The following is an 11,711-nucleotide window of genomic DNA, read 5'->3' on the forward strand; positions in this document are numbered from 1 at the left end:
CCGGCTTGGGACATGCGCGGAGATGTGGCCAGGCACTCACGACGAGAGTTCTCTGTGCACACGTGAGTACCTCCGACTCCCGAGGGGCCGGAAGGGCACCCCCCGGCACCCCCCTCCGCCACCGGCGCCGGCCATTGGTCGGCGCATCGAGGCCGCGTCGGGCGCTCCACCCTCAGAAGATTGCCGGAAGTTCCTGGAGCGCCCTGCACTCAGTGCCGGCAAACGCGGCGCTCTCCCGGCACTGTTCGGTCGCCCACCACACGTGCCCGTCCGGGCGAAGCGCGGCGGCAGTGCCCCCGGACCACTGTGTTCCCCCGGTCAGGGGCAGCCTGCCGATCTCAGGGGCGGTCATGGCTTCGGCCAGGAGGGCTTCGGCGCGGGCGTTGCAGCCGTTCTTGGCAGCGTCGGTCCAGTGCTTGAACTTTCCCCGGGAGTAGCCGGCGCGGCTCTCGTCTGCGACGGGCAGTGTCGCGAGCGCGTCGCAGACCGCAGGGTGATGGTCTCGCCCGGTGCGGCGGCCCGGCGGCGCCGGGGGAGGGTGCCGGGGCTGCCGAAGGCTGCCGGCGGTGCCGGAGTACTGCCGCTGCATCCCGGCCGACCGTCTGCCAGCTGCCGCCGTACGTTCCCGAGTTCAACCCCGTCGAGGGGAGCGTGGTCGCACCTGAAGAGGTCGTTGGCCAACCTCACCAAACACAGCCTTGACCAACTCGCCACGTCGGTGAAGACGCGACTGAAACGGATGCAGTACCGGCCCCGCCTCCTCGAGGGACTCATCGCCAAGAGCGGACTCGACATCCAACTGCCGTAACCCGGAGGTCAAAGACCTCCTGCTGGGGTGCGTATCGAGTTGTGACCAATCTGAGGGATTCGCCTCGCAACAAAGGCCGATCACATGGCCGGAGGGCGATCGCAGTGGATGCACACGTCAGTCAGCCTGTGGGCAGGCCGATCTGGTGGTGTTCGAGCGCGGAGCGGAGCTCCGAGAGGACCTGTACGGCGGCCAGTCCTGAGGGGCCACCGAGGGCGCCTGCGGTCAGCTCGGCCAGCGTTTCCGTGAAGGTCGCCTCCGCCGCCTCGACGAGCTGCAGGCCGTCATCGGTCAGGTCCAGCAGTGACGAGCGACGATCCGAAGGATTGGTTCGCCGTATGACCCGTGCCTGCTTCTCCAGACGGTCGATGCCCTTGCTGGTCGCACCGATCCCGATGGCGAACTCAGCGGCAAGGTCCGCCACCCGGGACCCAGGGTGGTCGCGCAGGAAGCGCAGGAATTCGAACTGGGAGGTGACGATCCCGTGCCGCTCGCGAAGACGGTCGTTCAGCGCGTTGTAGAGGCGCGTCTCGCAGCGAACGAGGTCGGCGAAGAAGCCCGGGAGGTCGGCCCGGCCACCGCTTGACTTAGATGCCATGGCATATATCTTAGCGCCCATACAGATGCCTGGGCATATAGTTCCTTGGCATGCACTTGTGGTGGAGGCGACATTGAGCAGGCAACAGCGCGCGGAGATCGACGCGATGGTCCGGCGGCCCCGTCCTGAGGGTCCTCGGCCGGTGGAGGAGCTCCGCGCCGGGTTCAGGGCGATGATGGCCGAGATGATCGTCCCGGCCGGGATCCGCACCCAGACTGCGGCGCTCGGCGACCGGCCCGCGGTGCTCGTCGAGCCGGCCGGCACTCCGACGGCCGGGACAATCCTCTACTTCCACGGCGGCTCCTACGTGGTCGGTTCACCGGAGACGGCGATGTCGCTGACGGGGAACCTGGTGACCAAAACAGGATTCAGGGCGTTCTCGTTGGATTACCGGCTTGCCCCTGAGCACCCGTTCCCGGCCGCGATCGAGGACGGGGTGAGCGCCTACCGAGCACTTCTCGACAGCGGCGAAGATCCTTCGGCGATCGCGTTCGCCGGGGACTCCGCCGGTGGCGGCCTCGCCGTCGCCACCTGCCTCGCCGTTCGCGGCGCGGGTCTGCCCATGCCCGCCGCGATCGTGGCGTTCTCCCCTGGACTCGACATGACCCGGACAGGCGGGAGCATGGACAGCAAGGCCGGCATCGATCCGTTCTTCACGCGTGAGGGCCTGGAACACACCGGAGCCATGTACCTTGCGGGACAGGACCCGCACCAGCCCATGCTCAGCCCTGCCATCCGCGCCGACCTGACCGGTTTCCCCCCGATACTTCTGCAGGCGGGCACCAACGAAGTGCTTCTGGACGACTCCACACGCATGGCCACCCGCGCGAGGGAAGCCGGAGTGGACGTCATCCTGGACGTCACCGCGGACGTTCCACATGTCTTCCAGGCGTTTGCCGGCGTCCTGGACGAAGCCGACGAGGCGTTGGAGCGCGCCGCTCTCTTTCTCCGTCAGCGCATCCGCAGCAAGGGCACGGCGCACACGCCAGCAGGCTGAAGGCGGCATACGCCCTCATTGGGACGACGGCCCACCCGGGCCGTACTCGCCGACCGGCACGTACCGCCCGACGAACTCCCATTCCTCGTCGGTCAGTTGCATTCGCGTGACGCAAGATGATCTAGCATCCCCGGGTGAGACACTGCTTACGGCGGACGGGCTTGGGGGCTTGAGTGGCCTCGGAGCGGGGCGGGGCCCTGGCTGCCAGGGAGGGGAACGGCGAGCCAGGGCCCGGGGTGTATCCCGAGCGGCTGCGGCAGCAGTTCGAGGGCGTGATCTGGCGGTTCAAGACCCGCGGGAATGGCGGGAGACACCGAAGGAGTTCGGCGCCTGGTCCACTGTGCACAACCGCTTCCGGCAGTGACGTGACGAGGGCGTTCTCGAGGCCTGCTGGAGGGCCTGATCGGGGAGGCAGCGAAGCGAGGCGAGGTGGACCTGTCCCTGGTCAGTATCGACTCCACCACCGCGCGCTCACCACGACGCCGCCGGAATGCACCTGGGCCAAGACGTCCTCACTGCCCTGGAGAAGGCCGCGGCCGAGGAGGAGAAGGCCAGGTCAAAAGGGGCGACTCCGAAGGACGAAACGGGCAGGAAGCCGAAGCAGCCTCCGAGCGGGAAGAGCGACGACGCACCCGGTCCCGACGCGGACTCCGTCTGAAGGCCGCCCTCCTGGGACGCTCCAGGGGCGGGCGGACCAGCAAGGTCCACCTCGCCGCCGACCGCAAGTGCCGCCCGCTGGCGTTCGTACTGACCGCAGGCCAGGCCGCGGACAGCCCGCAGTTCATCCGCGCGCTGGGGAAGACACGGGGCCGCGGTCCCGTCGGCCGCCCCCGCACCCGGCCGGACGCGGTCGTCGCCGATAAGGCCTACTCCTCCCGCGGCAACCGCACCCACCTGTGCAAACGCCGCATCAAGGCGGTCATCCCGGAGAAGAAGGACCAGGCCGCCAACCGGAAGAAGAAGGGCTCCGACGGCGGTCGGCCCGTCAGGCACGGCGCGAGCCTCTACAAGGAGAGGAACACCGTCGAGCGCCTGATCAACAAACTCAATGCCCGGCGAGCCATCGCCACCCGGTACGACGAGACCCCGGACAGCTACCTCGCCGGACTCTACCTGCGCGCCTCAATGATCTGGGCCAAGGACCTCACCCCAACCACCCATTGATCACGACTCAATACGCGCCCTGCACGACTCAATACGCCCTAGTAGGAGGCCACCAGGTCGCGGTCCACCGTGATGGTGTCGCGATCCAGTGCGGGCAGCCCCATGTGGTCACAGATCAGCTGGGTCAGCTGCTCCTCGTAGGTCTCGCTCTGACGGTCCAGGCCGGCCGCCGTGATGAGAGGGGCCATCTTGTTGGGCCAGTACTCTCCGACGTAGTCGGGATCCTCATAGTCGATGCAGGACGATACCTGGCCGTCCTCGTAGTGGTACGCCTTGGGCCCGTGGGCCTTGGCAACGCACGGATTGGGAACGAACACCATCAGCTCAGCGCCCGAAGGGCACAGCTTGCGGTAGTCGATCTCGTCGTAGTCGTCGCGGTTGAACATGTGGTGCACGATCACGCCCCAGTCGCCGGGTTCTGTGTCGTTGCCGTGGGCGAACGGCGGCCGCTGCTGCGCGGACAGGCCTTCGGCCAGGGCGGTCAGGCTGGTCCCCTTGAAGCAGACCAGGACGGTTGCGTCTTCCCGGTACGGCTCTCGCTCTTCGTCCACCCACGCCATGACGCCGCAGTCGATCCAACTTGTCATGCCCAGCAACGTATCCGGCGCCACTGACACAACAGCCCTCAGAGTCGCCAATCGATGCCCAGACCGTCGGAGCCCGGAAGGGGGCAGTTCGGGATCGGTGTCGGTCACATCGTCCGCGTCGATCCTGCACCGGAACGCGGCGCGTCCTTCCCCGACGGAGCCGGTCGAGCAGAGAATCACAAGCTGCGCAGACTGTCCACCAACACCTGGGCAGGGCTTGATCCTGGAGGGTGTGCCCGGCGAGCGGTGGTCCACTCCACAAGCATTCGGCCCGCCATACGGGCCGTCGAGCCAGAGCCTACGTCGAACCGACGGCAGCGGCCCTCCGACGCCATGTGCCACTTGGCGCCCAGAGGCGCTCGCACCTGCTCCCGCAGGACCTGCAACTGCTCGTCCGGCACTGCCAGGAAGGTTTCAAGCCGCTCCACACCGGATGTTTCGGTGTGCTCAGCGAGCTGTTCGCTGTGACAGTGTGCTGCGAGCAGCCACGCTGCGCGGGCCTGTTCGGGCGGCCCGGCGAACGCCATGTCCGCGCGTAGATCCGCTGTGAACACGCTGTCGTGCGTCGTCAGGGCATATCAGTACGCCGCAGACGCGTTGGTCGAGCTCGGCCCCGACGCTGTTGCCAGGGGGTGGCGGCGTCGAAGATTGTCCGTCATCTGCTGGACGGCTGTTCGGTGGCCGCCGGGGCGAGCTGCGCCACCGACGTCACGGGGTCCCGTCTGCTGGGTCATGCACAAGCTGGCCCGTGGCTCTGGGGTGACCGCCGTGCTGGACACCGCCGCGTTGCGCTACTTGGAGGGCACCCGGGAGGCAGTCCGGGACGGGTACGCCAGTGGCGGCACCCCGCGCAGCCTGGAATGGGTGCCGACTTCGGGGACACGGACACCCGGCTGCTGCCGGCCGACGCCAAGACCGCCGGCGGCGTGGCGGAGCACGGTCACCGGATCACCGCGGCGATCGCCTGCTCCGTGGCCCGGGTCGGCGGGAGCGTCGAGCAGTCGACCCGATTGCTGCTCCATCCCGACCATGAGGGCGGTCTCCACGCCCGGCACATCGCCATGCGACCCGGGCAGACGCGTGCGCTGGCTTACATCAACCGGGTCTGGGCCGGCGCCGCACAGACCGTCAGCACCAGCACGGTTCTCGGCTCCCGAGGCCACGCCTTCGAGGTGCTGGCCGCGCCGCGGGGACCGCATCGGGACCACACCGTGGCGCGGAGGGCGGGCAGGTATCGCGCTCCGGGTCCGGCGACCACACCTGCCCTTCGCAGGGACCGCGGGCGGTCCGCTGCACCACGCCATTGAGCCTCAGACGGCCGAAGAGGCCGGAATCTCGCGGACAACCCTGTGGGTACGGGGAGCGGGTGCGACGCGGAGCCGACGGGAACGCCTGTGCTACAAATGAGGCTGTGGCCCTTTGCGGCCGCTCGGTCGGTTGTTGGGGAAACAGCAGCCTCACCAGGTAGTTCCTCACATCGTCAAGCACCGACCGCAGTACAGCGTCCGGCACCGCGGGGGCCGGACGTTCGCCGTCACCCGCCCGGGACGTTCTCCGCTCTCATCGGGTGAGCGCGCTGTCGGGCCTCGACCGCTCCGTTCTGCGCCGCGCTGCACGGCTCGACAAGGAGCGGTCATGAGCGATACCACCACCGACCCCGGAGTGCGGCCCGTCCCGCCCCCGGTCGCTGCCCGGGCCCTTTCGGAGCTGGAACGGCTGGCCCTGCTCGCCGACATCACCGCCCAGCTCATCTCCAACAACGACGTGGACGAGGCACTGCACCGCGTGGTCGCTTTGGTACTGCCGCGCCTCGCGGACTGGGCCGTCATCGACCTGATCACGGAGAGCGATGACGTGTCACGGTATCTGGTGGTCCACGCCGGTGCCGACGGCCTCACCGTGCGCGAGGAGCTCCAGGGACCGATGCCGCCGGTCTCCGACGACTCTCTCATGCCCCTGTCCAGGGCCCTGCGAGGGGTGGCGTCCAACCTCGCCGGCCCGCAGACCTACGAAGGCGAACCGGACAGCGGTATCGCCGTCGAGCAGCGCAAGCTGTTCCGGGTGGCGGGGATCAGGACGGCGGTGATCGCCCCTATCCGGGGGCCGTGGGAGGTCATGGGCGCGCTCACGCTCGGCCGCTCCGACGACGGGGAGGCTTTCACCAGGCACGACCTGGCCCTGCTGGAGGACATCGCCCGGCGCATCGGTCTGGCGCTGGAGAACGCCCGTCACTACCAGCGCCAGCGCCAGGTCGCCGAGACCATGCAGCGCTATCTGCTGCCCCAGCTGCCGTACCTGCCGGGGGTCGGCATGACCGCCCGCTACCTCTCCGCTCCGGACGCCTCCTACGTCGGCGGCGACTGGTACGACGCGTTCCACCTCCCCGGCGGTGACACCGCACTGGTCATCGGCGACGTTGTTGGTCACGACCTCGAAGCCGCGGCCGGCATGGCGCAGCTACGCAACATGATCCGCGCGTTCACCTGGTCGCAGGACCGGCCGACGCACGGCATTGTCGAGCATCTCAACGAAGCCGTGACGCAGATCACCGACGTCCGCATGGCGACCATGATCCTGGCCCGGCTGGCGGTCGACGAGGCCGGCGCCTGGCAGCTGCGGTGGAGCAGCGCCGGTCACCCGCCGCCGCTGCTCGTCGGTCGTGACGGCCTGACGCGCTACCTCACCGGGGCCAACGGGCTCCTCCTCGGTATGCCTTCGTCCCAGCCACGTTCCGAGGCCCGCGTCACCCTCCCCCCGGCCTCGACACTCGTCTTCTACACGGACGGCCTGATCGAATCCCGCAGACAGTCATTGGACGCGGGGATGGAGAACCTGCGCCGGCACGCCGCCTCCCTGGCCCACCGCGACCTGGACGCCTTCGCCGACCAACTGCTGCAACGCTCCCGGCCCCACGACAACGACGACGACGTCGCCCTGCTGGCCGTCCGCCTCCCGGACGCCACCGGCGCTGCCCCTGGGGGGTGCGTGTAGGGGCGGTGAACCCAAGCAAGCCAGGACTGGAAGTCATTCACCTTTCGCGTCTTCTTGGGTGTCCGAGTTGGGTGTGATGGCGTCGTCGTTTTTCCCCCGGCGCCGTTTCAGCTCCTCTTCGTGGCGCGGGTCGTTCTCAGCTTCCTCGAACTCCTTCAGGGCCCCATCGGCAGCGGTCTTGGCGGGAGGGGGGGGCCGGTCATGGTCGTGGATCATGGTCTCTCCTCAAGCGGGACCGGTCGGCGCACGGTGGCACTGCACCGCGCTGTCTGCTCAGGCCGGAGTGCATGGCGGGGGTCAGCGCTGGTGTAGTTCTCCAGCCGTGTGGTGGCGTTCGTTGGAGGCGCGTGCCGCACGGTCGTTGAGCGCGCTGCCCACGGAGTGCAGTCGCCCGCTGGCAGGAGGAGGGTGTCTTCGACCAGCTCAACAGTCTCCTGCGTCGCCAAGTTCGCAGGCAGGAAGGCCGGCAGGCCGAACCCGGCGCATGTGTCATCGACTCGCAGAGCATCAAGCCCTCCACCCATGTCCCCGCGGCCGGCCAGGGTGTCGACGCGGGCAAGAAGATCGTGGGCCGCAAGCGGAACATCGTCATCGACACCGTCGGCCTGCTGCCGGCGGTGCTGGTCACAGCCGCGAGCGTGCAGGACTCCGTCGCCGGCCAGGCCCTCATCGAGAAGGTGGCTGCCGAGCGTCCCACCGTCCGCAAGACGTGGGTCGACGGCGGCTACCGCCGGCACCTTGTTGAATACGCCGCGACCCTCGGCATCGACATGCACATCGTCCGCCGCGATCCCACCATCAAAGGTTTCACCGTCCTGCCACGTCGTTGGACCGTCGAGCGCACCCTGGGCCGGCTGATGAACCGCCGGCGGCCGGCCCGCGACTACGAGGCCAACCACAACCCTCCGAAGCCATGGTCCACCTCGCAATGATCAACCTCATGACACGCCGCTTGACCGCGGAATCCACCCCGACCTCGCGCGGCACCTGGAACCTCAATGAATCCGGGCATTCAGGGACTAGACAGCAGAACGAAACGCCCTCTCAGTGGCGGTCAGAGACGCGCCGTGCACCGTTGCGGATGGCCGGCACGGTCAAGCCTGTTCCGGCCATCCGCTTTACGGGTCCAGAGTTCGGCGCGGCGGCCTCGCGGGCGTAGCCGGTGAGGTCTTTTGGTTGGCGGCCCGGGGCCTCCTGGACGTGGATCTTTACCTCGCCGTCCGCCGGCGGCCTCTCGACCACCAGTGTGCCGGTGTCGGCCTCGGGCACGCCCCGGGAGCTTCGTGACTACTTCAACCCTTGGCGGATGCGTTGCCGTGCCCAGAGCGCCGAGATCGTGGGCACGATCGCGGGGCGTTCATCGCGGCCGGAGGCTCAGGAACCAGCCACATTTGTGGGCGGGGTCCAGCCGGTAGCTCGGATCCACTCGACCAGGTCCAGGATGGCCGGCTCGATCGAGCGCACCACCGCGAGGTCCGAAGGGTATTCCGCCGCCTTCGCGAACTGGCGGAACATCGCCTTGTCGAGCTCGTTGGGAAGCACGCTCAACGGGAGGACCTCGTACCGTGCCGGGAGCCCGGCGCGCGCGCCGAACGCAGCGGCGATCTGGGGGCCCGTCAGCTCGTCGCCGACGAGCTCGACGGCTCCGCCGGGCGCCTCCGCGGTGTCGAGCAGGAGCGCGGCGGCGACCCGGCCGATGTCCCTGACCGAGATCATCTTCAGGGCGACGTCCTCCGGCAGCGGCAGCCTCAGCACGATCTCCCCATGCTCCAGGCTCGGTGCCATCACGCTGGCGAAGTTCTCCATGAAGGCGGTCGCGCGAACCATCGCGGCCCTCAAGCCGGACTTCCTCAGGTGCTCCTCGATCCAGTGCTTCGAGTCGTGGTGCGGCACACCCGACTCCCGGTCCGCTCCGAACACCGAGTTGAACACGACGTGCGGGACGCCCGCCTCGACCGCCGCGTCGACGAGCGCGGTGCCGATGCGGATCTCCGCCTCGACCTCTTCGATACTGTTCGCCTCCGGGGTCATGAAGTAGAACCCCTTGACCGTCGCCAGCGCGGCGGCCAGCGACGCCGGGTCGCCGACCCGGATGGCCGCCAGCTCGACGCCGCGGGCGGCCAGCACCTGAGCCCGGTCGGACTGCGGGTTGCGAACCAAAGCCCGCACCCGCGCCTTGTGGTCCAGCAGCGCGTCGACCACCGCCCCGCCCTGTTGCCCCGTCGCGCCGAAGACCGCGATCGTGCCGGTCGTCTGTGTGCTCATCGCTGCCACCCATCACTAGTTCACGCCATGAACGAAATTAGTTCACGGCGTGAACTATGTCAAGGTGTGGGTGTGGCGGACCTCACGGTGTGACAGATGGGTTCGAGGTGGGCGAAGAGAGGTCCGAGGTGTCCACGATGGCGGTGGCCACGCGCTCGAAGTCGCGCTGGTCGTCGGCGTCGAGGTTCCTCGCGATCTCGGGCAGGCGCTTGGCGACCTTGGCGTAAACGGCCTCGGCGAGCACCTTCCCCGTGGGTGTCGCACTGAGCATGACGACCCGTCGGTCCTGCGCCGAGCTTGCCCGGCCGACCAACTCGCGCCGCGCGGTGCGATCGACCAGCTGGCTCAATGCGTTCTTGGTCATACCCAACGACGCGGCGAGGTCAGCCATCTGCCGCGGCTCGTTCCTGAGTGCGCAGAGCAGCGTGGCCTGCGAGGGGGTCAGGTCGAACTCGGCGCAGATCTGCGCGTACTTGCGTTGGATCACAACCGAGAGCCAGAAGAGCTTGTCGCCATAGTCCACGCCGGCCTCCCTCGTCCGATGACGAACGATCAGCGTACTCGTCGCGGGCCGGCAGACCACGCCACTCACCAGGAGATGTACACCTCTGCGAGACCGGCCTGGCACTCGCGTCGATCCGTGAACTCGAAGTCAAGGAGGGTGGCCCCCGAAAGATCGAGTTCCATGTCGGCCCAGAATTTCGGCTCCTGGGGGAGGGGACAACCGCTGGTGGAGCGTGTTCGGCAAGAAGCGCGGCAGGATCAAGAAGGCCGGCCCGCCGGTGCACGACGACCTGGTCCGCCGAGATTTCACCGCCGACGGCCCGAACCGGCTATGGCTCGCCGACATCACCGAACACGCCACCGGCGAAGGAAAGCTGTACCTCTGCGCGATCAAGGACGCCTTCAGCAACAGGATCGTGGGGTACTCCATCGACGCGCGGATGAAGTCCCGCCTGGCCGTGAATGCCCTGGACAACGCCGTGGCCCGGGGCGAACACGTCGACGGCTGCATCCTGCACAGCGATCGCGGATCGCAATTCCGCTTCCGGGAATTCGTCTGGGCGCTCGACCGCCACCGGATGGCCGGATCGACAGGGAGAGTCGGAGCAGCCGGCGACAACGCGGCCATGGAGTCGTTCTTCCGCCTGCTGCAGAAGAACGTCCTCGACCGTCGGAACTGGCCCACCCGCGAGGACCTGCGGATCGCGATCGTTACCTGGATCGAACGGACCTACCACCGCCGTCGCAGACAAGCCGCACTCGGCCGCCTGACCCCCGTCGAATTCGAGACCGTCATGACCACACCGGCCCTCCAGGCCGCGTGACCGAACCTGTCAGCCGAACCTGCATCAGACCCCTTCTCGACCGGGGCGACGCGGCGATGTGCCTCATAATTCGCCGCCGTGGCACCGTAGTTGCAGGCGTCGCAGTTCCAACCGAACCGCGTCAGGAAAGGAATCGTTCGATCCTGGTCGTGTCGTAACGGGGTTCTCAGCGGTATATACGCTTTTCTCTTCACGTCTCCCTAATCACACACACGCGGTGGAAGGCGTGGTGGTTCGTAATGCGAAGGATTGTCGTTTCATCGCTTTTTCTGGGAGCGGTGAGTCTGGGTCTGTCCTGTGGGCTGTCAGGGTCGGTAGCGGCAGCTCACGGGATAAGAGGCGCCGCACTGTCAGGGGTTACGTCCGCGAAGGCGCAGCGGGACTCCTCCCTGGCCTCGGTTCGCGGGACCGTGACGGCGAGGAACGGCTTGAGTATCCGCGCCCTGGCGACGGCTCACTCTGCCGAGCTGGGTCATTACTCCAAGGGCGCGCGGATCGGAATCTGGTGCAAGTCACGCGGCACGAGCGTCGACGGCGACACAACGTGGTACAGGCTTGCGGAACGCTCGGGCTGGGTGGCTGCCCGCTACGTCGAAGTCTCAAGTGCCGTGCCGCTGTGCGGCGAGCCGGGCCCCCAGGGCCCCCAGGGCGATACCGGACCCGCCGGACCCGCCGGTCCCCAGGGTGAGACGGGGACCGCCGGACCTGCCGGTCCTCAGGGTGTGGCCGGGACTGCCGGTCCTCAGGGTGAGATGGGGACTGCCGGACCTGCCGGTCCCCAGGGTGAGACCGGGACTGCCGGACCTGCCGGTCCTCAGGGTGTGGCCGGGACTGCCGGTCCTCAGGGTGAGATGGGGACTGCCGGACCTGCCGGTCCTCAGGGTGAGACCGGGACTGCCGGACCTGCCGGTCCTCAGGGTGTGGCCGGGACTGCCGGTCCTCAGGGTGAGATGGGGACTGCCGGACCTGCCGG

General features: G+C 68.2%; 10 protein-coding genes and 4 pseudogenes. 6 read left to right on the plus strand and 8 right to left on the minus strand.

The genetic code is table 11. The features are described 5' to 3' along the window. Nucleotides 1-172: 172 nt before the first annotated feature. Entirely contained in the window at nt 173-589 is a 417-nt protein-coding gene (locus tag ACFXI4_RS35545; RefSeq protein ID WP_384999004.1) for a hypothetical protein, read from the minus strand. Between the two features lie 340 nt (nt 590-929). Further along, nucleotides 930-1,406: a MarR family winged helix-turn-helix transcriptional regulator gene (locus ACFXI4_RS35550; protein WP_384999007.1), complete on the minus strand. Its 477-nt coding sequence runs from the start codon at nt 1,404-1,406 to the stop codon at nt 930-932. A 73-nt stretch (nt 1,407-1,479) separates the two neighbouring features. Between ACFXI4_RS35550 and ACFXI4_RS35555 the strand changes: the two genes are divergently transcribed. Both ACFXI4_RS35555 and ACFXI4_RS35560 read left to right on the plus strand, forming a co-directional pair. Further along, the gene (locus tag ACFXI4_RS35555) at nt 1,480-2,403 is read left to right on the plus strand and encodes an alpha/beta hydrolase (RefSeq protein WP_384999032.1); all 924 of its coding nucleotides are present in this window, start codon (nt 1,480-1,482) and stop codon (nt 2,401-2,403) included. Between the two features lie 173 nt (nt 2,404-2,576). Beyond that, nucleotides 2,577-3,567: pseudogene (locus ACFXI4_RS35560) on the plus strand (IS5 family transposase). A gap of 38 nt (nt 3,568-3,605) precedes the next feature. On the opposite strand, the gene ACFXI4_RS35565 reads toward ACFXI4_RS35560, so the two are convergent. Continuing rightward, nucleotides 3,606-4,154 (minus strand): hypothetical protein, encoded by a 549-nt coding sequence (locus tag ACFXI4_RS35565; RefSeq protein WP_384999010.1) that lies wholly within the window; start codon nt 4,152-4,154, stop codon nt 3,606-3,608. Nucleotides 4,155-5,014: 860 nt separating this feature from the next. Between ACFXI4_RS35565 and ACFXI4_RS35570 the strand changes: the two genes are divergently transcribed. Together ACFXI4_RS35570 and ACFXI4_RS35575 are read left to right on the plus strand one after the other, a co-directional pair. Continuing rightward, the gene (locus tag ACFXI4_RS35570) at nt 5,015-5,461 is read left to right on the plus strand and encodes a hypothetical protein (RefSeq protein ID WP_384999012.1); all 447 of its coding nucleotides are present in this window, start codon (nt 5,015-5,017) and stop codon (nt 5,459-5,461) included. Nucleotides 5,462-5,789: 328 nt separating this feature from the next. Continuing rightward, nucleotides 5,790-7,145 carry a PP2C family protein-serine/threonine phosphatase gene (locus tag ACFXI4_RS35575; RefSeq protein WP_384999015.1) on the plus strand — a complete coding sequence of 452 codons (1,356 nt, stop codon included), beginning with the start codon at nt 5,790-5,792 and terminating at the stop codon, nt 7,143-7,145. 33 nt (nt 7,146-7,178) lie between these two features. On the opposite strand, the gene ACFXI4_RS35580 is transcribed toward ACFXI4_RS35575, so the two are convergent. Further along, the gene (locus ACFXI4_RS35580) at nt 7,179-7,361 is read right to left on the minus strand and encodes a hypothetical protein (protein WP_384999018.1); all 183 of its coding nucleotides are present in this window, start codon (nt 7,359-7,361) and stop codon (nt 7,179-7,181) included. A gap of 173 nt (nt 7,362-7,534) precedes the next feature. Here ACFXI4_RS35580 and ACFXI4_RS35585 point away from each other — a divergent pair. Beyond that, nucleotides 7,535-8,130 (plus strand): annotated as a pseudogene (locus ACFXI4_RS35585) (IS5 family transposase); the annotation flags it as partial. A gap of 59 nt (nt 8,131-8,189) precedes the next feature. Here the strand turns inward: ACFXI4_RS35585 and ACFXI4_RS35590 are convergent. The 3 genes from ACFXI4_RS35590 to ACFXI4_RS35600 all read right to left on the minus strand — a co-directional run bounded on the left by ACFXI4_RS35590 (nt 8,190) and on the right by ACFXI4_RS35600 (nt 9,933). Continuing rightward, nucleotides 8,190-8,414 (minus strand): hypothetical protein, encoded by a 225-nt coding sequence (locus ACFXI4_RS35590; RefSeq protein WP_384999041.1) that lies wholly within the window; start codon nt 8,412-8,414, stop codon nt 8,190-8,192. A 105-nt stretch (nt 8,415-8,519) separates the two neighbouring features. Continuing rightward, entirely contained in the window at nt 8,520-9,410 is an 891-nt protein-coding gene (locus ACFXI4_RS35595) for an NmrA family NAD(P)-binding protein (protein ID WP_384999021.1), read from the minus strand. 82 nt (nt 9,411-9,492) lie between these two features. Further along, nucleotides 9,493-9,933: a MarR family winged helix-turn-helix transcriptional regulator gene (locus tag ACFXI4_RS35600; protein ID WP_384999023.1), complete on the minus strand. Its 441-nt coding sequence runs from the start codon at nt 9,931-9,933 to the stop codon at nt 9,493-9,495. A gap of 202 nt (nt 9,934-10,135) precedes the next feature. On the opposite strand from ACFXI4_RS35600, the pseudogene ACFXI4_RS35605 reads away from it, so the two are divergent. Then, nucleotides 10,136-10,738 (plus strand): annotated as a pseudogene (locus ACFXI4_RS35605) (IS3 family transposase); the annotation flags it as partial. Nucleotides 10,739-11,337: 599 nt separating this feature from the next. Here ACFXI4_RS35605 and ACFXI4_RS35610 read toward each other — a convergent pair. Next, a pseudogene (locus ACFXI4_RS35610) lies at nt 11,338-11,711 on the minus strand (hypothetical protein); the annotation flags it as partial.

The sequence above is a fragment of the Streptomyces sp. NPDC059224 genome (assembly GCF_042754285.1).
In the GTDB taxonomy this organism is placed as follows: Bacteria; Actinomycetota; Actinomycetes; order Streptomycetales; family Streptomycetaceae; genus Streptomyces.